Here is a 19910-nt window from a genome sequence, read left to right as displayed (position 1 = left end):
CCCCGCTCATGTTTGCGCCCAGAGCCGATTGGTTGCAGCGCGCTGTGCACCGAGCAAAGGGTGTGCTCCAGCAGGACGAAGCGATGGGGTGGTCATGGATCAAATATGGTTAGTTGGCAAGACCGTGACGATAGAAAACCTGCGATTAAAGAAAAAGTGGGCTACTGTTCCTGGTTATGCGGACATTTGTGTCCGCAATAGGATCGATCATGGACAGCCTGAATGGCTTTGTAGTGTTTGTGCAGGTGGCCGAGACGCGCAGCTTTGTTGCCGCCGGCCGCTTGCTGGGGGTGTCAGCGTCTGCCGTGGGCAAGTCTGTGGCACGCCTGGAAGAAAAGCTGGGCGTGCGCCTGTTTCATCGCAGCACACGCAGCGTCACGCTGACCGCCGAAGGCACGCTGTTTCTGGAGCGCAGCCGGCGCATTCTGGCCGAGATCGAAGCCGCCGAACTTGAACTGTCGCAGGCCAGCGGCGCACCACGCGGACGCTTGCGTCTGAGTTTCCCGCTGGTCAGCTCATTGATGCTTCCAGTGCTGGCCGACTTCATGCGCGCCTACCCCGAGATCGAACTGGATCTGGATTTCAGCGACCGCCTGGTTGACGTGATCGAAGAGGGCTTTGACGCGGTGGTGCGCACCGGCACGCCGAATGATTCCCGCCTGACGGCGCGCAGCCTGGGCGGATTCCGGTCGATGCTGGTGGCGTCGCCAGACTATCTGGCGCAGCGGGGCATGCCGCTTACCCCTGCCGATCTGACGCAGCACACCTGTCTGCACTACCGCTTTCCCGCCACGGGAAAATTGGAAACCTGGGCGCTGCAACAGGCACCTGGGGCACCTGAACTGCACATTCCAATCTCGATGATCTGCAACAACATCGAGACGCGGGTGTGTTTTGCGTTGCGTGGCCTGGGGATTGCGTACCTGCCGGACTTCTCGATTCGCGAGCAACTGGCCAATGGCACCTTGCAATCCATTCTTGTCGATCATGTGCAGCGCAGCGGCGTGTTCCACGTGCTGTGGCCGGCAAGCAAGCACCCATCACCAAAGGTGCGGGCCTTTGTGGATTTTCTTTGCGCGCGGGTGTTCAAGGACGCTGCTGTCGAGCCTGCTGGGCGCTAGTTGGATTTCATCGGCGACATCGCGTCTGCCAAGAAGTCGACCCAGGCGGATGGCATCCGTTGTTGCGCCGATCGCCGCAGGCATCAGCCCGCTGGCTGCACACTCGTTTCCTGCCGCGCATACACCACCATTCGCAGATGCCGGTTTTCATCGATGGTGAGCGAGGTATGTTCGAACACCGTGTTTTCGCCATCCACCCGCAGCATTCGTGACCCGCTGCATGCCGCGTGCACATCATGCTGACGCCACCAGCGCTTGAAATCAGGCGACACTTTTTCCAATTGCTGTACCAAGTCCTGGATATCGGACTCCTGCGTGGCCCGCGCGTAATCACGGCGGAAACTGGATAGAATTTGCGGTGCTTGTTCGTCCCAATCCACGTAACGCGCATGCAGCGCGGGATCGGTGAACAGCAGCCACAGCAGATTGCGACGCTCGGGCGCATGCGCACCAAAGCCGAATAGCGCGTCTGCCGGTTGGTTGAACCCCAGCACGTCCCAGCGCAGGTTCAGCACATAAGCGGCATGCGGGCTGAGATCGTGCACCAAGCGGCGCACCAAGGGCGGGAGCACGCACCAAGTCTTGCCGGGTTCAACTGGTGGACGCGCGTGGGCCAGCAGAAATAAGTGCCTGCGCTCGGATGCGTCCAACTTCAACACACGCGACAGGCTGTCCAGAAAGTTTGCTGACACGCCAATGTCGCGGCCCTGTTCCAACCAGGTGTACCAGGTCAGTCCCACACCTGCGAGTGCGGCGACTTCTTCGCGGCGCAGGCCGGGGGTGCGTCGGCGGGCGCTGCTGGGCAGGCCGACGTCGGCCGGTGACAACCGTTCACGGCGGGTGCGCAGGAATGCGGCCAGGTCATCACGGGTGCGTTCAAGGGTGCGCATGACTAGCCTGTTGTCTTGAGTAATAGCATAAGTAGTTAAATTGTAATTGCCTGGAAGGGGTTCGAGAATGCTCGCCTGATCAATCCGGGCGGGCAAGATGAATTCAAAAATACGTGGTGAAGGGGGGCAAGATCGGGCAGAAAACTGGACGTCGGATACCGACGCGGCACATTGCCTGGCTAATGATTCACTCAGCAAACACGCCGTACCCTCGCCAGCATCTGGCTCGGCAAGCAGCGCCAACAACACCGCATCACCCGCACCGTGGCTTGGCCTGTCCGCGCTGCTGCTTGCAGGCTTCGTCACCATCTTCGATCTCTTTGTCGTCAACGTGGCCATCCCAAGCATGCAGGCGGGCTTGAGTGCGAGCTTTGCGCAGATCGGCTTCATCGTCGCGGGTTACGAGCTGGCGTTTGGCGTCATGCTGATCACGGGCGGCCGGCTGGGTGACCTGTTCGGTAGGCGGCGGCTGTTTGTGTGGGGCATGGCAGGTTTTACGCTGGCCTCTGCCTTGTGCGGATTCGCCCCCGATGCCGGCTTCTTGATCGCTGCGCGGGTATTGCAAGGACTGGCGGCAGCGTTGTTGTTCCCCCAGGTCTACGCCGCGATCCGGGTCGGTTTTTCCGGCGACGACAGCCGTCGTGCCTTCGGACTGCTTGGCATGACGCTTGGTCTGGCAGCTATTGCCGGGCAAGTGCTGGGTGGCTGGCTGGTGCATGCGGATCTGTTCGGCAGCGGATGGCGCAGCATTTTTCTGATCAACGTGCCCGTGGGCTTGCTGGCGATGGTTGCCGCGCGCTTCATCCCGGAATCTCGGGCCGCCGAGCGCCCGACGCTGGACTGGCTCGGCGTGGCCTTGGTCAGCGGCGGGCTGGGCTTGCTGCTGGTGCCGCTGATCGAAGGCCCGGCCCAAGGCTGGCCGGCCTGGAGCCTGCTGTCATTGGCGGCAGCTCTGATGTTGCTGGCGGGCTTTTATCGCCATCAGGAAGCGCGTCGACGTGGTGGGCAGCAGCCCCTGGTGGACATGCGCCTGCTTGGCCAGCGGCATTTTGCGTTGGGTGGGCTGCTGGTGCTGGTGATCTATTCCACCTCCAGTTCCTTTTTCCTGTGCTTTGCCTTGCTCGCACAATCTGGCCTGGGCCTGGATCCGTTCACCGCTGGCAGTCTGTTCGCGCCTTGCAGTGTCGGCTTTGTGCTTGCTTCGCTTGCGGCACCGCGCTGGGTGGCAAAGTGGGGCACGCGCGCGATCGCAGCGGGGGCGCTGGTCTATGCGTTGGCGCTGTGCGGGCTGGTCGCCCAGGTGGCCCTTGCTGGCGCGGCGCTTGACCCCTGGTGGCTGATTCCGGTGCTGGTGATCGTGGGCGCGGGCCAGGGTTTCGTGATGACGCCTTTGTTGAACCTGGTGTTGGCCGGGGTGGATGCCAGACAGGCGGGCATGGCGGCGGGGGTGATCTCGACCCTGCAACAGGTGGGTGCTGCGCTGGGTGTGGCGGTGGTCGGCATGTTGTTCAGCGCGGCGGCGGGCGAGGGCACAAGCGGCGCGGCGCATTACGCCACGGCGTTTGTGGCGGGCATGCGCTGGAACTTGGTGGCGGCGGGCCTGGCGGTTGGTGTGTTGGTCGTACTGACGCGGACTGAACGGGCTTGAGTGAGACCGATTCGCCTGTTAGCCCGGCTCCTTGACCAGGCTTGCATCAAGCTGCGCATCCGTGGGGGCATGCACCGTGACCCCGGGTTGGCGCGTTACGGGCGGATAGGTATTCATGATCTCGCCCGACGACACCCGCACCCGGCGACTGAATTGCTCGTCTACCTCGGGGCCTTGGATATGGATGGCCGATACATCCTTCCAATCGACGCGTTCGCCGGTCTTTCTGTCGGTGTAGTACCCGCTGCCGACAAGAATGCGCTTCGTGCTGAGCGCGGGTGCGCTACGGTTGGCGGCCACCAGATTGAATCCGAAGCTGCCGCCCTCGGGGTATACAAACTCGACAATCGATACTTTCGATGCGATCACGGTCTCGAACAGTTTGCTGCCGGGCGTGATGTCAGCGGCATTGCCGGAAGCCAGCCGCTGCGCTGGCACGGCCGGAAGCTTGTCCCATTCCTGTTTCGACACAGGTTTGGCAACGACCAGCACCGTGCCACCCGTTTGCGCGACGGGCGCATCGACGTAGATGGTGAGCTGCGATTTGATGTTGCGGGTGTCCGATCGGGCAGCGCCGGTGTCGGCATGACTGCTGATGCTGAACAAGCCAGCCAGCATTGCGCATAGCAAAGACGCCGCATGGTTCGAATTCAGTGGCAGGCGCTTATGCTCAGCAGTCGAATGTGGGTTTGGGTAGCAGCATGCAGGCATAAGACTCCTCTGTTTCGCGGAAATGCAGCGGATGCACAGCGGTCTTTCCGCTGGGAAAGGCGACGTAGTAGTCACCGTATAACGCCGCTTCATCTACCGCCCAGGCGATGGTCAACTGATGATCGCAAGCCAGATTGGCAAAGCGATCCGTCGCTATCGGTTTGTCCAGATCGATGGCCAGCTTGAAGGCGAAGTCGCCGTCGGGTTCAAGATGGTAGATGGCGATGCGCGTTGGCTGCGTAATAGCGGCAAGCTGGGCTGGATCGTCGTCCAGGCTCAGCGCATGGGGCGGTACGCCGAATGCATTGGCAAACAGCAGGCCGATTTCCGTGGCTGTCTGCGGATTAAGCGCAGAAGGCGCAACGAAAATATCCCGGCCAGTTGCGGTATCGGTCATGGCCTTCACTGCCCAGCGCAGCCGGTCATGGTTTCAGCGGCACATACGTTGCCGACTCGCCAGACGCCGTCTTGTTTGACGGAGCCAACAGGCAATACAGCTTGTTTTGATATGCGACCGCAAGCGGGTAACACGCATCGGCCAAGCTCATGCCGCCCGCCGAGCAGGCGCTGAATCCTTTGCCGATATCAGGCACGCTGCACTTGCCGTCGGCACAAACGTGCTGTGTCAGCTTGGTATAACCCTTGGAATAGAACACCGTGGTGGCAGCATATTTATCCAGCGGGCCGATGGTGTCTTTCAAGGTCTGATAAGCGCGATCAACTTGTTCCGGAGTGCCGAAGCGGAACACCGTGAGCTTGTCGTCAGTAAATGCAAATTTGGCCGGGTCAGCTTCGCAAGTCAGCGCGTGGGCCTGTGTCACACACATCAGGCTCAGTGCAGCAAGCGCAGTCAGAAGTGTCGGTTTTGTGTATGTCATTTGAAGGCATGGACCTTAATCACGAGCTTATTCACGCGCTTATTCATTGCCCGGGTTTGCTGAACGGCACGAATTCGCGATACGGCTTCTGGCTGGAGTAGTTGTCCAGCCCCGGTGCCAACAGGCAATACGCTTTCTTGTTGTAAACCACGGCAACCGGCCGGCATATCGGGTCTTGGCTGGGCGGGCCGTTGGCCGAGCAGTTCTGAAGTCCCTTCATGAAGTCCATGCCCGTGCATTTCTCGTCTTTGCAATATGCAGTGAACAGATGCTGCAAATCGCCTTTTGCCAGGAAAATGGTGGTTCGATCAAAGCGGGCGGGGTCTTTTACTTCCGTTGCCCACTTGTCGTAGATGTTCCTGACTTTCTCTTCCGTGCCGTAATAGAACTGCTGGGGAGATGTCTTGATGAAATCAAACTGATTGATATCGCTGATGCAACTCATGGCAAATGCAGACGGGGTAGCCAAAGACGCGCAAAGCATCGCCACCGCGCGTAGCTTCATTTTGATTTTCTGCATGGGTCGGCCCGAATGTCGAGCCGCCGATTATCGCCGCAGCCACGTGTCAAACACCCGTTTCAGTTTCTTATCAAAGGTAAGGTAACACTACGCAGAAGGTGGCCGAATCCTGCGTTACGCGGGAATGACCTCAACCTAGTCGCTGCGCGTATTGGGCGTTGGCCCGTACTGATTCAAGGCATTGATTTCCGCCAACATCCACGCCCGAAACGCCGCGATGCGCGGGTCATGGTTGCTATCAGCCGCGTGCACCAGGTGGTACGCGTATTCCGGTGCAAGGTTCAAGCTCAGGTCGAAAAGCCTGACCAACCGACCCTGGGCCAGCTCTCGCGCAATCATCGGCAGCTCGACCAAGCCAACCGCATCGCCGTCATACACCGCCTGCACCACATGGCTGGAATCTGCAAAGGCCACACATCGGCTGTCGTCGAAGTCTGTCACGCCCGCCGCAGCCATCCACATCGCCCAATTCGGCCAGGTTTTGCCATCGACCTTGCAATCCACATGACACAGGGTTTGGCCGATCAAGTCCTGGGGCGTTTTCAGGCTTAAGCCGGCTGCCAGCAGCGCGGGGCTGCATACCGGCACCACGACGCTGTCGAACAGCCGGTCGGATTGCGTATTCGGATACGCGCCTGCACCGAAACGGATGGCGATATCGATGTCGTCGGTGTCGAAATCGCGCAGGGTGTCGGTGATGTCCAGGCTCAAATCCAGCCCCGGATTGGCTGCTTGAAAACTGGGCAGGCGCGGCAACAACCAGTTGGTGGCGAAGCGGGCACCCAGCGTTACCCGCAACTGCGCCGTGCCACGAGCCATGCGATGTGCGCGGCCGACAGCACGTTGCAGGCCGTCCAATGCATCGGACACTGCATCAAGCAACACAGTGCCGGCGGGCGTCAGCTGAATGCTGCGGCTGGTGCGGCTGAACAGCACCAAACCTAACTGGTCTTCGATCTCTTTGATCTGATAGCTGACGGCGGCCGGTGTCAGACCGAGTTCCGACCCGGCTCGCGTGAAATTCAGATGGCGTGCTGCGGCTTCGAAGGTTCGAAGGGCACGGGTGCCGGGCATCAGGCGGCGCATATATCTTCAAGGAAAATTTGATGATGGCGTGAAAAGTACTTGCTTCTGTTGGAATCGACAACCGACAGATACTGCCCGACTTGATGATCAGGCGTCAGTCACGACGCGTTGCATCGCTTCTTCTGGAAGATAGTCATGTCAGTTCACGAACTTACCTTCGTTGCCCAACGCAACGGACAAGCCGCCAATAGTCACGACCTGAGTCCGCTGGCCTTCGCCGGGTATGCGCACTTCACCGCCATGCAGATCCGAGGCGGGCAGGTCAGGGGACTTGACCTGCACTTGGCCCGGCTGCAGACGGCATCCATTCGCATGTTCGGGCAGGCATTGCCCGACAGCGTGCTGCGTGCTCACCTGCGGACGGCGATTGCCAACGGGCCGCCGGACCTGTCCTTGATCGCCACGGTGTATTCGCCAGCTGGAGAATTCACCGTGGCCGGAGCCGACGCCGTGCCCGAGCTGCTGGTGCGTACCGCGCCGGCTTCGAATGGCCCGGACGGCCCGTTAAGCCTGGCAAGCGTCGAGCACGAGCGCGTCTTGCCCGACATCAAGCACGTAGGCGAAATCGCCAAAACCTGGTTCCTGCGCGAAGCAGTCGCGCAAGGTTTTGACGACGCCGCGTTTGTGGACAGAGAAGGGCGGTTAAGCGAGGGGACGATCTGGAACTTGGCGTTCTGGGATGGCGACACCGTCATCTGGCCGGACGCAGCCATGCTTGGGGGCACGACGATGGCAATCGTGAAGCGACAGTTGGTGAAGTTAGGCATTCCGCAGCGAACCCAGCCTGTCAGGCTGGCAGACTTATCTGCGATGGTGGGTGCGGTGGTGATGAATTCGTGGACGCCGGGCGTAGCAGTGAACCGAATCGGGGCGGTGTCTTTGCCGGAAGCGCCTGATTTCGTTCGTCTGCTGCATCGGGCATATCAAGCCGAGCCGCTGACTGCGCTTTGAATTCGCGAAGCAGCTGAATTCGGTCTGTCTTCTGCGTGGAGAGACCGCCACGCATCTTAGATCAGTCCAAAACGCGGACCCGGGGCTATTCGCACAGCCTTTTCCGGGTCCGTCGCTCAGTTCGTGCTGGTGACGTGGACGTCTTCATCCTCGGCCGATTCCCCCAGGAATCCACCGCTTTGATGCGCCCACAGGCGGGCATAAATCCCGTTTTGGGCCAGCAGGCTTTCGTGATCGCCTTCTTCCACGATCCGGCCTTCGTCCAGCACAATCAAACGGTCCATCGCCGCGATGGTCGACAAACGATGCGCAATCGCGATCACGGTTTTACCCGCCATCAGGTTATACAAGCTGGCTTGAATCGCGACTTCCACCTCGGAATCCAGCGCACTGGTGGCTTCGTCCAGCAGCAGAATCGGCGCGTCTTTCAGCATTACGCGGGCAATCGCAATGCGCTGGCGCTGTCCACCCGACAGCTTCACGCCGCGTTCGCCTACATGGGCGTCGTAGCCTACGCGACCGCTTTTGTCAGAAAGCGTCTGGATGAAGTCATGCGCCTCGGCACGACTGGCTGCCGCGCGCATGTCGTCTTCACTGGCATCGGGACGGCCATACAAGATGTTCTCGCGCACCGAGCGGTGCAGCAGCGACGTATCTTGTGTCACCACGCCAATCTGCGCGCGCAGGCTGTCCTGGGTGACGTGGGAAATGTCCTGTCCGTCGATCAGAATGCGGCCCTTTTCCAGTTCGTAGAAGTGCAGCAGCAGGTTGGTCATGGTCGACTTGCCGGCACCCGAACGACCTACCAAGCCGATTTTTTCGCCGGGACGAATGTGCAGGTTCAGGTTCTCGATAACGGTGCGATCGCCACCGTAGTTGAAACCTACGTTCTCGAAACGCACATCGCCCTTAGTGACCTGAAGCGGCTTGGCATCTGCCTTGTCCACCACGGTTTGCGGGCGCGACAGCGTGTTGATGCCGTCCTGCACCGTGCCGATCTGCTCGAACAAGGACGCGGTTTCCCACATGATCCAGTGCGAAATGCCATTCAGCCGCAAAGCCATGGCGGTGGCGGCAGCGACTGCGCCAACTCCCACGCCATTCACGCCACGCGACCACAGCCACAAGGACAGGCCAATGGTCGATAGCAGCAGCAACATGCTCAGCAGGTGATTGACGACTTCAAAACCGCTGACCAGTCGCATCTGGCGATGCACGGTAACCAGGAAGTCCTGCATGGCGGTTTTGGCGTAACCGGCCTCGCGACCGGCATGCGAAAACAGCTTCACGGTGGCGATGTTCGAATACGCATCGGTAATGCGTCCGGTCATCAGTGAGCGGGCATCGGCTTGCAGTTTGGCCGACTTGCCCAGACGCGGCACGAAGTACCACAGCGCCAGCCCGAAACACGCGCCCCAGCTCAGGAAGGGCAGCAGCAGCAACAGGTCGAAGCTGCCCACCACGGCGATCATGGTGATGAAGTAGATGGTGATAAACACCAGAATGTCGGCCAGGATCATCATCACGTCGCGCACGGCCAGTGCGGTCTGCATGACCTTGGCCGATACGCGGCCGGCAAATTCGTCCTGATAGAAGCCAAGACTTTGGCCGAGCATCAAGCGGTGAAAATTCCAGCGCAGCCGCATGGGCAAGTTGCCTGCCAGCGTCTGGTGTTTGATCATGGTCTGCGCCATGACCAGCAGCGGGCTCAGCAGCAACACCGCCGCCAGCGCAATCAGGGTCGTGGTTTCCTGCGCCCACAGCTGGTCGGGCTGCAGTTTGGCCAGCCAGTCCACAATCTTGCCGATGATGGCAAACAGCAGAGCTTCAAATGCCCCGATGATGCCCGTCAGGATGATCATGCAGACGATGGCGCCGCGCGCACCTTTCGAGCACGCCCACAGGAACGCGAAGAATTTCTTGGGCGGCGTGCCGATATTGTCGTCGGGATAGGGGTACAGCAGTCTTTCGAACCAACTACGCATGCGGGGCTCTGTCTTGGGGGAACAACGTAAGACCAACAGCATAACGCGTCATGCGCGGCGGTTCTGTGTCAGTGCCGGGCGCAGGCGTAAGGGTGGTGACGGTGTCTGCGCTATATCGCGAAGGCGTCGGATGTGGTGCGCCGGTAGCCTTCCGTAGCAGCCAACAATCGACGGGTGTAGTCGTGATTCACGCGCTGCGCACGAATGGCGTCGATATCGGCAAGTTCCACGACTTCACCGCGCTGCATGACAGCCACGCGCTGGCACAGGAAACCCACCACCGCCAGGTTGTGGCTGACCAGAATCATGGTCAAACCGCGAGATTGGTGCAGGCCGCGCAGCAGATTCAGGATTTCGGCCTGCACAGATACGTCCAGCGCGGAAGTCGGTTCGTCCAACAGCAGAATTCGGGGTTCAAGAATCATGGCGCGCGCAATGGCCACGCGCTGCCGTTGGCCACCAGACAATTGGTGCGGGTAGCGATAGCGGAAGGTGTCGGGCAGGCCAACGTCTTTCAGCGCCTTGGCTATCCGGGCATCGTGGCTGTCCAGCCCGTTGATGACCAAGGGTTCGCGCAGGGTCTGGTCGATGGTGAAACGCGGGTGCAGGGATGCGTAAGGGTCTTGGAAGACCATTTGCACCTGACGGTAGAAGGCGGGGCTTCGCGTGTTGCCAAGCACCTGTCCGTCGAGCTCAAGTGTGCCGCCAACCACCGGGGCAAGGCCTGCGAGCGCGCGTAGTACCGTGGATTTGCCCGAGCCGGATTCACCGACCAGACCGAATGCTTCGCCCGGTGCAACCTGCAGACTGACGTGCTTGACGGCATCGACCACGCCCCTGGGCGTGCGGAAGCTGATACTGAGGTCGTTGATGGCGATCATGGCAACGCTGGGTGCTTCTGCAGAGTTATCAGCCACTGGATCTGCAATAAGGTCAATGAATTCTGGACAGAAGTTGGCGACGTAAACTGTGGATGGTAGTGACCACGGGTAGTAACGGCGGATGGTGACGGCGTTTCCATGCTGCCAATGCACTTTATGAACGCGAAGCCTCGTTGTCAATGATGACATTTTATTAACTGATATTCGGTTTTTGCAGCAATTCGGCACTGCCCATGCTGGTCAGTTCGCGATGTTTTCTTGTAAATATCAATGGAGAGTCATGCGCTCACCCGCAGTAGATACCGTCATTTTTGACCTTGGCAATGTGTTGATTCGCTGGAATCCTCGCAACCTGTTCAGCAAAATGTTTGGCACTGATGAAGCCGCCATGGAGCATTTTCTGGCAACGGTATGCCACACGGAATGGAACGAACAACAAGACCGCGGCCGCTCCTGGGAAGATGCAACGGCCGAGGCGATCAAGCGATCACCGGCCCATGAGCCATACATCAGGGCCTATTTCGACCGCTGGGAAGAGACCCTGGGCGGCGCGTTGGAAGCAAGCGTCCGTACGCTTCAGCAGCTGCACGACATGGATATTCGCCTGCTGGCACTTACCAATTGGTCGCATGAAACCTTCGGTATTGCAGAGGCGCGTTTCCCGTTCCTGGCCTTGTTCGAAGGCATCGTGGTGTCTGGCCGTGAACGCCTTGTCAAACCCGATCCAGCCATCTACAAACTGATCATTGATCGATACCAGGTGCGCCCCGCGACCACGGTATTCATCGATGACTCACTGCCTAATGTGCATGCAGCCGCTCTGGAGGGCATTCATGCCATTCATTTCCAGGGTGCAGAAGGCATGCGCGCGCAGCTGAGGGCGCTTGGCATTCCACTTCCGGCAGACTCTGCCGATTCAGCCTGAGGGCGTAGTTGAACCAGACGTTTGTGGTGTGGGCTGGTAGCGTCGGTTGGCAGCCTTATTTGGTAGCCCCCGTCGGCAGCCTCAATTGGCAGCTACATCAACGGGACAACCAGGCTGGGTCTCTCGCCAACACCGGCAACGCAGCGGGCGGATTGTTCAGTGGCGGCGTGGCGGCCAGCAGTCCGCGCGTGTAGGGATGCGTTGCCTGCGCCAGATCGCGCGCCGCGCAGGTTTCTACCACACGCCCGGCGTACATCACTGCCACGCGATCGCAGAAAGACATCACCAGCGGCAAGTCGTGGCTGATGAACAGCAGGCTGGTGCGATGCTGCGCGACCAGTTCGTCCAGCACCGTCAACACCTGCTGCGCCACCAAAATGTCCAGGGCGCTGGTCGGCTCGTCGGCGATCAGCAGGCGCGGGCCGGACGACACCATCATCGCAATCATCATGCGCTGGCCCATGCCGCCAGACAGTTCGTGTGGATACGCCTTGGCGACTTGGTCCGGGTTGCGGATGTGCACGGCTTCCAACGCTTCGCGCACGCGGTCTTTCAGCGGCTGACCGCGTAGCGACGGCGAGCGTAGCCGAAAGGCTTCCTTCAACTGCTGCTCGACCGTCATCACCGGGTTCAGCGAGTATTTCGGGTCTTGCAGAATCATGCCGATCTGCTGTCCGCACAGGCGACGCCGTTCGCGCGCCGGCATGGTCAGCAGGTCTTCGCCGCCAAACCGCATGCCGTCGGCCGACCAGTGGGCAGACGAGGGCAGCAACCCCAGCAGGGCACGCCCGGTCAGGGATTTTCCAGAACCAGATTCACCCACAATGCCCAGGCGCTCACCAGGCTGCAGCCGCAGGCTCAGGCCGCGAACCGCTTCGCTAAGATGCCCGTCGTGGCCGCGGAAACCGATACGCAGGTTGGCGATTTCGCAAAGCGGCTCGTGGCTTTGAATGTGATCTGGCTGCATGGGGTTCAAAAGCGAAGGTTCAAAACCAGATAAACCGGGCTGCTGTGCGTGGATCACGCTGATGGCTGAGGTCCGGCCCGATCATCAATTACCATGCCTTGAATCGAACACGTCACGCAGGCCGTCACCCAGCAGATTGAACGCCAGGCTGACCAGCAAGATGGCGATGCCGGGCACGGTGGCCACCCACCAGGCATCGATCAACACGTTGCGACCCGAGGCCACCATGAAGCCCCATTCCGGGCTGGGCGGTTGCGCGCCCAGGCCCAGGAATCCGAGCCCGGCGACGGTCAGGATGATGCCGGCCATGTCCAGTGTGGCCCGCACGATGACCGACGACGAACACAGCGGCACGATGTATTTCAGCAGCAGCCGGGTGTTGCTTGCGCCTTGCAGGCGTGCGGCGTGGATGAAATCGGACTGCACCAGACGCAGGGTTTCTGCACGCGCCAAGCGGGCATAGGCAGGCCAGGCGGTGATGGAAATCGCAATCACCGCGTTGATGACACCAGGGCCAAGGGCTGCAGCCAAGGCCAGTGCCAGCACAATCTTGGGAAAGGCCAGGGCGATGTCGGTGAGCCGCATCAACACGGTGTCGACCCAACCGCCCAGGAAGCCGGACAGCGTGCCGACGGCCAAACCTACCGGCACCACCAGCACGACCACCAACACGGCAATGCTGAGCGTGATGCGCGCGCCGTAGATCACGCGCGACAGGATGTCGCGACCCAGGGCGTCGGTGCCCAGCAGGTGGTCAGCCGCGCCGGGCGGTACCAGGCGATTGGCCAGTTCCTGCGCATACGGATCGTGCGGGGCAAGGGCCGGGCCGAAAAGTGCGGCGACGATCAGCGTCAGCAGGATCACCAAGCCAATCAAACTGATGGGATTGCGCGCAAAGCGTCGCCAGCGGCGGTAGGCCAGGCCGCACGCAGCCTGTCGGCGCGATGCGGGGTTATCGCTAAGCAGCCATTGCTTCAAGGTAGTGGGGGGCTGACTCATGGGGTGGTGTGTGCCGAGGGCAATGCGGCGTGGGGTTGGTCAACCAGAACCAGAACGAGTCCGCTCCCGCAGACGTGGAAACCGCTGGTCTGGATACCTATTGTTTGGATGCAATCCGTCATCGCGTGCGCGGGTCCAACACCCGATACAGCGCATCAATCACCAGGTTCAGCGTGATGAAACTCACACCGATCACCAGGGTGCTGCCCAGCACCGCGTTCATGTCGGCGTTCAATAGCGCGCCGGTCAGGTAGGAACCGATGCCGGGCCATGCAAACACCAGTTCGGTCAGCACCGAGCCTTCCAGCAACATGCTGTAAGTCAGGCCCACGACGGTCAGCAGCGGCACCGAAATATTTCCGAAGGCGTGCTGCCAGATCACCCGCCATTCCGCCACGCCCTTGGCGCGCGCGGTGGTGATGTATTCCTGGTTCAGTTGGTCCAGCATGAAGGAACGGGTCATGCGGCTGACGTAGGCGACCGAACAGCAGGCCAGAATGCCGGCCGGCAGAATTACGTGCGACACGGCGTTGAAGAACACGTCCCACTCGCGAGCCATCAAGGAATCCAGCAACAGGCTGCCGGTACGGGCATCGACCATGCCGTCGAAGACGGGGTCGAGTCGGCCCGGCCCGGCAACCCAGGACAGCTTGGCGTAGAACAGCAGCAGCCCCATCAAGGCCAGCCAGAACACCGGCACCGAGCTGCCCAGCAGCCCGATGATGCGCGATACGTGGTCGATCCAGCGGTTGTGATACACCGCAGCGGCCACACCAAGCGGAATGCCCACCAGACAGCCTGCGATGGTGGCAATGGTGGCCAGCTCCAGCGTGGCGGGGAAGACGCGGAAAATGTCATCCAGCACCGGGCGGGCAGTCAGCAAGGATGTGCCCAGGTTGCCGCTGAACACGTCGCGCAGATAGATGCCGAATTGCACGTACAGGGGTTGATCCAGGCCAAGCAGGATTTTGGTTTCTGCGTACGCACTGGCCGTTGCCCGGTCGCCCAATACGGCAAGCACCGGGTCGATGGGCACCAGCCTGCCGATCACGAAGGTGACGGCCAGCAGGCCTAAGAGCGAGATGCCCAGGGTTAGCAGCCAACGCGCCACGGCGCTCGCCGCATGCGACACGGTTCGCAGGACCTTGGCTGAGCTGGATGCCGGTGGCAACGTGGCGGGCGAGGGTGAGGACAAAGGCGGGAAGACCGGAGAAACGGATCAGAGGGATAGTCAGCTGAGGTGCCTGCTGACCACACAAGCACCCCCAACGTGCCCGTTCTTACTGCTTTTTCGCGCCCTGATAAGACGTCAAATCATTGATCGGGCCGTACACAATGCCCGACACTTCCTTGCGCTGAACCACCGGCATGACCTTCTGGAACATCAGCACGAAAGGCGAATTCGCCATGAAGTCCTTCTGCATCGCCTGATACGCCTGCTCGCGCTTGGCCGTTTCAGGTTCGGCCAATGCGGCGTCGGTGCGCTTGGTCAGGGCCGGGATGTCCCAGCTGTTGCGCCAAGCCAGCAGCTTGAAAGCTGACTTGTCGCTGTTGTCCGGGTTCCAGGCAAAGCCTTGCGCATTGCTGTGCGGGTCGATGTAATCGGCCGCCCATTCGCCCAGGTAGATGTCGTGCTGGCGGGCGCGGTACTTGGCCAAGGTCTGTTTGTTGTCGGCTTGGATCAGTTCCGCCTTGATGCCGCCTTGCGCCAGGTTGGCCTGCACAGCCTGGGCGATATCGGCATACGGATAACCGCTGCGCACGTCGATGGTCACGGTGAAACCATTGGGCAACCCGGCTTTCGCCAGCAAGGTCTTGGCTTTTTCGACATCCCGCTTGTAGGGGTTGGTGTTGACCGCACCCAGGAAACCTTCCGGCAGGAAGGCTTGGTGAACCTTGTAGGTGGTCTTCAGCAGATTGGCCTGAATGTTGTCGTAGTCCACCAGCCACTTGATGGCTTCCTGCACTTCCGGCTTGGCCAGGTTCGGGTTCTTCACGTTCAAGCCCAGGTACAGCAGCGTGACCTGCGGCACAGCCAGCACGTTGACCTTGCCAGTCTTCTGCAGCGCGGCAATGTCGTCCGGGCTAAGCTCGCGGGCGGAATCCACGTCGCCTGCTTCCAGCAACAGACGCTTGCTGGCGGATTCGGCCACATGGCGCATGACGATGCGCTTCATGGCCTGCGGCACGCGGTAGTCGTCGTTGCGCTGCATGATCAGGCTTTCGTTGGCCGTCCACTTCACCAGCTTGTAGCCACCCGAACCTGCTTCGTTGGTCTTCAGCCAGCCGTTGCCGTAATCGTTGTCGACGGCCTTGCTGATCAGCAACTTGCTGTCGACCACTGACGCCGGCCAGGAACCCAGCACGTTCAGCACAAAGGTGGATGCATAACGGCGGTCGGTTTTTACCGCGATCGTGTAGTCGTCCACCTTGGTGACGGCCGTTTTTGCCGTGTCCTTGTCCAGCCCGATCGACGCGATCACGCTGGCTGCACCCTTGTTCAGCAAGGCCACGCGCTGCAATGACCACACCACGTCGTCGGCGGTCAGCGCGTTGCCCGAGTGGAACTTGATGCCTTTCTTCAGCTTGAAGGTGAAGGTCAGACCGTCGTCGCTGACCGTCCACGATTCCGCCAGATCGCCCTTGAATTCCGAGGGCTTGTCCAGATTCACACGGATCAGCCGGTCGTAGGTGGCGGCTACGTATTCCTGCGGCAGCAGCTCGTAAACTTCCGCCGGGTCCAGGGAGATGAACTCATCCAGCAGGGTTGCAATGACCAGGAAATCCTTGGGCGTCGCCGCCGACGCGGGTGCCGGGGCCGACACGGCAAAGGCGGTGGTGACCAGCACGGCGGCCAGACTGCGGGTGAATGCGAGTTTCATAGGACGATCCTGGGGGCGGGTGGAGGATACGACTGTCGGAAAACGGTGTCTGTCAGGGCTTGGCTTGCAGGGCTTGGTCTACAAAAAAACGAGTGTGCGTCAGTGTTGGGCGCAGTGGTTCACGACATCATGCGCGGCACGCCATCCGCACCATCGGACAACAGGGCGTACTGCGTAGGGTTCGGTAACTGGTAGTGCCACCATTCGTTCGGGTTGGCAGTAAAACCCGCCGCCAGCATGGTGCCCAGCAGCAACATGCGGTTGCGCTGCGCCTCGGGCGGCACGTTCGGGTGATGATGGCCAGATTCGGCCACGGCTTCGTCGAAGCCCGTGCCCATGTCCAATTCATTGTTGTCCGCATCTACCAAGGTCAGGTCGATAGCGACACCACGCGCGTGGTTCGAGCCTTTGCGCGGGTCGGCGATGAAGGTCGGATCAGGCAGGAAATCCCACAAAGCCTGCTGCGCCTCGGGCGGGCGGTAGCCGTCGAACACCTTGATGCGCAAACCCATGCCGGCCGCCAGTGCAATGGCTTTTTCCAGCCCGGCACAGGCGGGTTCCAGCAGCAGGCAATGGGCCTGTTGGTAGATGACCTTGCCGGTCAGGTTCAGATCGGTCGCGTAGACCAGGTCGATCTCGATGTTGTGCGTGTCGGGGGTCAGCAGGCGCAGGCGGGGGGCAGAGGACAGGGGCAGCGAAGACATCAGGACTCGGTATCAGGACGGGAAAAACTGGATAGAGGGAAGCAGACATAGGCGCAAAGCGCGTCGTGTCAGGTTACGCCCGCCGCCGTGTCTAGCCAAGCCCCTGGTCAGATGTTTGACCAGATGTGCATCGCGTTGATTCTGTGCGTCCGGTAACTCACGCTTTGTTATCAATCCGCAGCCCCTGCATGGGAAAGCGACCGCATGTCGATTGATAGAATCACCCGCGTTCGAAAATCAATCGCACATCTTATTTTTCGGGGGAAACGATGAATTGGAACGAGCTGGAAAACGAGGTGTACGCGGCGGCCAAGGAAGTGTTTGTGAATGTGCAGAACGCACACCCGAATGAACAGTTCTATGCGTTTGCGCTCTACACCGACAGCGGCGCGATGACGATTTGCCCCGCTGCGAATTCTGTCGAAGGCCTGACACGCGAGCTTGCCAACGACGAGACAGACCCGGACGGTGAAGAAGCCGCCTACTATCGATGGGCCACATCCGAGTGGGCCTACGAAAGCTGGCAAGCCGATTCCTTCAATGACATTTGCACCAAGCTGGGCGACATCCCGGAAAGCGAAGACTTCGCGCACACTCAGGCAAAGGTCTATGAAGTCATGACCAATGCGCTGGCCCGCTTGAGCAAGGAAGGCGTTTTCAAGCCGCAGTCATCCGGGGATGCGCCGGTGTTGTTCGTGACGCTGACCGATGATGACGAGGCGGAAGACGTTGAAAACAGGTCTGCGAAAGTGCTGAACAGCCCTGAAGTTTTCGAGAAATTCGTGAATCGGTTTGGGCGGGAACAGTGATCGACCGCATGCGGTTCAGCACAAGCATTTGTTTTTGCTAAGGGAGTAGCGATGCCAAGCCTGGTTGATTGCGAAGCGGCGCTTACCGACGCGGATATTCACGCGTTCCGGTCACGGTTCGGGTCAGCCGTGCCTGATGCGCTGATTGCGCATTACCGGCAATTCAATGGTGGTTCGCCTGCCGAAGAGGATGTCGAAGCGGGTCGCTGGGGCTTGCCTGTGCATGGGTTCAACGCCATCAAGCACGGGGTGCTTTGCATCGAGCAACTGGCGCAGGACATGGACAGCATCGTGCCGGACGATGAGCAATACGGCACATGGGCAGCGGGCGAGTTCCTGCCCTTTGCGTTTGATGCTGGTGGCAATTCGTTCTTCATCTCGCTGCGCGATCAGGACGCTGGGACGGTTTACCTGTATGCCCCGGGTGGGGAAGACATTTTTTATATTTCTGCGTCTTTCCAGGAATTCCGCGATCAGCTTTTTGATGGCGAGCAGGGCTGACCGATCAGTCGGCACGGTCCCGCACCACACGACGTCGCTCGTCTGCTCCAGTTGACCGCGTCAGAATCGTCACCTATCCAGTTCCACAGCGGCACGCCGTCGATACTTCACGATAGATATCGCCAGTTCATGCCGTATGCCCCGCAGGAATGCTGGGCAGCCTGGGTACCCGAGACGACAGAATCATCATCAGCTGCAAGCCAAACCCCACCGCCGCAGCCACCATGCAAGTCGCCGCACCGTAGCGCGTGCCGATCACCACGGCGATGGCAGCACCGGCAGGCCGGGCACCGTAGGTCAAGGTCATGATGACGGCCGATACGCGGCTCATCAGCGCCTGCGGGGTCACGGCCTGGCGCAGCGTGGCGGTGGCAATCGCCCAGATCACCGGGCCGGCCCCGAACAAGAAGAAGCTGATCCAGGCCAACACCAGAGACGAATAACGGATGGTGCCCGCCATGATCAGCGCACCTACGAAGGCGCTGACAGGGCCGATGATGACCAGCGATCCAAAACGCAGACGCTTGCCGATCCACGGTGCGACCAATGCCCCTGACACCATGCCAACGCCATAGGCTGCGAGCGTGCTGCCAACCTGCGCAGCAGACAGGCCCAGGTGCTCGACGGCGTAAGGTACATATGCAGCTTGAAGCAGGAACCACGAGGTGTTGAAGATCACCGCAGTAATCACGGTAGGGCGCAGCAGGTCATGACGGAAGGTGAATATCAGGCCCTCACGCAGTGCAGCCGCGATGCTTGCGGTCTGCGGCACCACGACATTGCCGGGCAGTGCACGCAGGAAGTTCATGGCAGCGAGCGACAGCAGCAAAGCCAGCACGTAGGCCAGTGGTGCGCCCACGGCGCTGAAAAGCAAACCCGCCAAACCGGGACCGGCCGTGAACGCAATGCTGCGGGCCAATTCCAGACGGCCGTTGGCTTGCGGTAGAGACGGCCGGTCGACCAGCAAGGGCACCATCCCAGGCACGGTCACGTTGTAGACCACCGTGCCCGCAGCGCCCACAAAACCCAGCCAAGCCAACGCGGCAAGCGTCAGGTTCTGGGTGGCCAGCAACAGCAGGATCAAGCCGAAGGAAAAGGCGCGCAGGCCTTCTGCGGCAGCGAGGATTACGCGACGGGATGATCGATCTGCCAGCAACCCGGCCGGGATCGCCAGCAGCAGGAAGGGCAGGCTCTGGATGGTCTGAAGCGTGGAGGTCTGGCCGGTGTTGGCCTGGAACAGAAAGACTGCCAAAAGCGGGGCGGTCGCCAAGCCGATCTGTTCGGCAGCTTGGGCAAGCAGGTTGGACCAGGCCAGGCGCTGAAAGGCGGGTGGCAGGGACGGGGTGACGTGCATGGTGCGTATCCGTTTCCGCAGCGTCATCGGCGTTCCAGGATTGGGGCACGATGCGCTACGGGTGGACGCACTTTGCCGTGCCCGGAACTGACGGAAAC

At 60.5% G+C, this 19910-nt stretch carries 20 protein-coding genes; 6 read left to right on the top strand and 14 right to left on the bottom strand.

Annotation, left to right across the window (positions count from 1 at the left end; all coding sequences use genetic code 11):
- The first annotated feature begins 209 nt into the window (after positions 1–209).
- Positions 210–1121: a LysR family transcriptional regulator gene (locus tag FXN63_RS13710; protein ID WP_148815709.1), complete on the top strand. Its 912-nt coding sequence runs from the start codon at positions 210–212 to the stop codon at positions 1119–1121.
- 83 nt (positions 1122–1204) lie between these two features.
- Here the strand turns inward: FXN63_RS13710 and FXN63_RS13705 are convergent, their stop codons facing one another.
- Entirely contained in the window at positions 1205–2011 is an 807-nt protein-coding gene (locus FXN63_RS13705; RefSeq protein WP_148815707.1) for a helix-turn-helix transcriptional regulator, read from the bottom strand.
- A gap of 97 nt (positions 2012–2108) precedes the next feature.
- Between FXN63_RS13705 and FXN63_RS13700 the strand changes: the two genes are divergently transcribed.
- Entirely contained in the window at positions 2109–3659 is a 1551-nt protein-coding gene (locus FXN63_RS13700; RefSeq protein ID WP_148815705.1) for an MFS transporter, read from the top strand.
- 18 nt (positions 3660–3677) lie between these two features.
- Here FXN63_RS13700 and FXN63_RS13695 read toward each other — a convergent pair whose 3' ends face one another.
- The 5 genes from FXN63_RS13695 to gcvA form a co-directional block, all read right to left on the bottom strand.
- On the bottom strand, positions 3678–4277 hold the full coding sequence (locus tag FXN63_RS13695; protein ID WP_148815703.1) for a hypothetical protein: 600 nt from the start codon (positions 4275–4277) through the stop codon (positions 3678–3680).
- A 52-nt stretch (positions 4278–4329) separates the two neighbouring features.
- Complete coding sequence (locus FXN63_RS13690; protein WP_148815701.1) at positions 4330–4776, bottom strand: hypothetical protein; 447 nt, start codon at positions 4774–4776, stop codon at positions 4330–4332.
- Positions 4777–4792: 16 nt separating this feature from the next.
- Positions 4793–5248: a hypothetical protein gene (locus FXN63_RS13685; RefSeq protein ID WP_148815699.1), complete on the bottom strand. Its 456-nt coding sequence runs from the start codon at positions 5246–5248 to the stop codon at positions 4793–4795.
- A 43-nt stretch (positions 5249–5291) separates the two neighbouring features.
- Positions 5292–5753 carry a hypothetical protein gene (locus FXN63_RS13680; RefSeq protein ID WP_148815698.1) on the bottom strand — a complete coding sequence of 154 codons (462 nt, stop codon included), beginning with the start codon at positions 5751–5753 and terminating at the stop codon, positions 5292–5294.
- A gap of 150 nt (positions 5754–5903) precedes the next feature.
- Positions 5904–6854 (bottom strand): transcriptional regulator GcvA, encoded by a 951-nt coding sequence (gene gcvA / locus FXN63_RS13675; RefSeq protein WP_148815697.1) that lies wholly within the window; start codon positions 6852–6854, stop codon positions 5904–5906.
- Between the two features lie 135 nt (positions 6855–6989).
- Between gcvA and FXN63_RS13670 the strand changes: the two genes are divergently transcribed.
- Positions 6990–7805 carry an aminotransferase class IV family protein gene (locus FXN63_RS13670; protein WP_148815695.1) on the top strand — a complete coding sequence of 272 codons (816 nt, stop codon included), beginning with the start codon at positions 6990–6992 and terminating at the stop codon, positions 7803–7805.
- 116 nt (positions 7806–7921) lie between these two features.
- Here FXN63_RS13670 and FXN63_RS13665 read toward each other — a convergent pair whose 3' ends face one another.
- Positions 7922–9790 (bottom strand): ABC transporter ATP-binding protein, encoded by a 1869-nt coding sequence (locus tag FXN63_RS13665; RefSeq protein WP_148815692.1) that lies wholly within the window; start codon positions 9788–9790, stop codon positions 7922–7924.
- A 110-nt stretch (positions 9791–9900) separates the two neighbouring features.
- Positions 9901–10671 carry an ABC transporter ATP-binding protein gene (locus tag FXN63_RS13660; protein ID WP_148819318.1) on the bottom strand — a complete coding sequence of 257 codons (771 nt, stop codon included), beginning with the start codon at positions 10669–10671 and terminating at the stop codon, positions 9901–9903.
- A 280-nt stretch (positions 10672–10951) separates the two neighbouring features.
- Between FXN63_RS13660 and FXN63_RS13655 the strand changes: the two genes are divergently transcribed.
- Entirely contained in the window at positions 10952–11596 is a 645-nt protein-coding gene (locus tag FXN63_RS13655) for an HAD family hydrolase (protein WP_246164813.1), read from the top strand.
- A gap of 97 nt (positions 11597–11693) precedes the next feature.
- Here the strand turns inward: FXN63_RS13655 and FXN63_RS13650 are convergent, their stop codons facing one another.
- The 5 genes from FXN63_RS13650 to ddpX all read right to left on the bottom strand — a co-directional run bounded on the left by FXN63_RS13650 (position 11694) and on the right by ddpX (position 17148).
- Complete coding sequence (locus FXN63_RS13650) at positions 11694–12563, bottom strand: ABC transporter ATP-binding protein (RefSeq protein WP_148815690.1); 870 nt, start codon at positions 12561–12563, stop codon at positions 11694–11696.
- 84 nt (positions 12564–12647) lie between these two features.
- Complete coding sequence (gene nikC / locus FXN63_RS13645) at positions 12648–13562, bottom strand: nickel transporter permease (protein ID WP_148815688.1); 915 nt, start codon at positions 13560–13562, stop codon at positions 12648–12650.
- Positions 13563–13680: 118 nt separating this feature from the next.
- Positions 13681–14703, bottom strand: coding sequence for an ABC transporter permease (locus FXN63_RS13640; protein WP_246165194.1), 1023 nt, complete (start codon positions 14701–14703; stop codon positions 13681–13683).
- Positions 14704–14842: 139 nt separating this feature from the next.
- Positions 14843–16444, bottom strand: coding sequence for an ABC transporter substrate-binding protein (locus tag FXN63_RS13635; RefSeq protein WP_148815686.1), 1602 nt, complete (start codon positions 16442–16444; stop codon positions 14843–14845).
- Between the two features lie 119 nt (positions 16445–16563).
- A complete protein-coding gene (gene ddpX, locus FXN63_RS13630) occupies positions 16564–17148 on the bottom strand; it encodes a D-alanyl-D-alanine dipeptidase (protein WP_148815684.1) in 585 nt (194 codons plus the stop codon).
- 269 nt (positions 17149–17417) lie between these two features.
- Between ddpX and FXN63_RS13625 the strand changes: the two genes are divergently transcribed.
- Positions 17418–17957 (top strand): DUF4303 domain-containing protein, encoded by a 540-nt coding sequence (locus FXN63_RS13625; RefSeq protein ID WP_148815682.1) that lies wholly within the window; start codon positions 17418–17420, stop codon positions 17955–17957.
- A 51-nt stretch (positions 17958–18008) separates the two neighbouring features.
- Positions 18009–18458 (top strand): SMI1/KNR4 family protein, encoded by a 450-nt coding sequence (locus FXN63_RS13620; RefSeq protein ID WP_148815680.1) that lies wholly within the window; start codon positions 18009–18011, stop codon positions 18456–18458.
- Between the two features lie 127 nt (positions 18459–18585).
- Here FXN63_RS13620 and FXN63_RS13615 read toward each other — a convergent pair whose 3' ends face one another.
- A complete protein-coding gene (locus tag FXN63_RS13615) occupies positions 18586–19812 on the bottom strand; it encodes an MFS transporter (RefSeq protein WP_148815678.1) in 1227 nt (408 codons plus the stop codon).
- Positions 19813–19910 lie beyond the last annotated feature (98 nt).

Origin of the sequence: Pigmentiphaga aceris, assembly GCF_008119665.1 — a bacterium.
Classification (GTDB): domain Bacteria; phylum Pseudomonadota; class Gammaproteobacteria; order Burkholderiales; family Burkholderiaceae_B; genus Pigmentiphaga; species Pigmentiphaga aceris.
This window is presented reverse-complemented; position numbering and strand designations above follow the sequence as displayed.

Excerpts from the sequence above, each read along its gene's own strand:
- FXN63_RS13710 (WP_148815709.1), top strand. The coding sequence starts at position 210 with ATGGACAGCCTGAATGGCTTTGTAGTGTTTGTGCAGGTGGCCGAGACG.
- FXN63_RS13705 (WP_148815707.1), bottom strand. The coding sequence starts at position 2,011 with ATGCGCACCCTTGAACGCACCCGTGATGACCTGGCCGCATTCCTGCGC.
- FXN63_RS13700 (WP_148815705.1), top strand. The coding sequence starts at position 2,109 with ATGAATTCAAAAATACGTGGTGAAGGGGGGCAAGATCGGGCAGAAAAC.
- FXN63_RS13695 (WP_148815703.1), bottom strand. The coding sequence starts at position 4,277 with ATGCTGGCTGGCTTGTTCAGCATCAGCAGTCATGCCGACACCGGCGCT.
- FXN63_RS13685 (WP_148815699.1), bottom strand. The coding sequence starts at position 5,248 with ATGACATACACAAAACCGACACTTCTGACTGCGCTTGCTGCACTGAGC.
- FXN63_RS13680 (WP_148815698.1), bottom strand. The coding sequence starts at position 5,753 with ATGAAGCTACGCGCGGTGGCGATGCTTTGCGCGTCTTTGGCTACCCCG.
- gcvA (WP_148815697.1), bottom strand. The coding sequence starts at position 6,854 with ATGCGCCGCCTGATGCCCGGCACCCGTGCCCTTCGAACCTTCGAAGCC.
- FXN63_RS13670 (WP_148815695.1), top strand. The coding sequence starts at position 6,990 with ATGTCAGTTCACGAACTTACCTTCGTTGCCCAACGCAACGGACAAGCC.
- FXN63_RS13665 (WP_148815692.1), bottom strand. The coding sequence starts at position 9,790 with ATGCGTAGTTGGTTCGAAAGACTGCTGTACCCCTATCCCGACGACAAT.
- FXN63_RS13660 (WP_148819318.1), bottom strand. The coding sequence starts at position 10,671 with ATGATCGCCATCAACGACCTCAGTATCAGCTTCCGCACGCCCAGGGGC.
- FXN63_RS13655 (WP_246164813.1), top strand. The coding sequence starts at position 10,952 with ATGCGCTCACCCGCAGTAGATACCGTCATTTTTGACCTTGGCAATGTG.
- FXN63_RS13650 (WP_148815690.1), bottom strand. The coding sequence starts at position 12,563 with ATGCAGCCAGATCACATTCAAAGCCACGAGCCGCTTTGCGAAATCGCC.
- nikC (WP_148815688.1), bottom strand. The coding sequence starts at position 13,562 with ATGAGTCAGCCCCCCACTACCTTGAAGCAATGGCTGCTTAGCGATAAC.
- FXN63_RS13635 (WP_148815686.1), bottom strand. The coding sequence starts at position 16,444 with ATGAAACTCGCATTCACCCGCAGTCTGGCCGCCGTGCTGGTCACCACC.
- ddpX (WP_148815684.1), bottom strand. The coding sequence starts at position 17,148 with ATGTCTTCGCTGCCCCTGTCCTCTGCCCCCCGCCTGCGCCTGCTGACC.
- FXN63_RS13625 (WP_148815682.1), top strand. The coding sequence starts at position 17,418 with ATGAATTGGAACGAGCTGGAAAACGAGGTGTACGCGGCGGCCAAGGAA.
- FXN63_RS13620 (WP_148815680.1), top strand. The coding sequence starts at position 18,009 with ATGCCAAGCCTGGTTGATTGCGAAGCGGCGCTTACCGACGCGGATATT.
- FXN63_RS13615 (WP_148815678.1), bottom strand. The coding sequence starts at position 19,812 with ATGCACGTCACCCCGTCCCTGCCACCCGCCTTTCAGCGCCTGGCCTGG.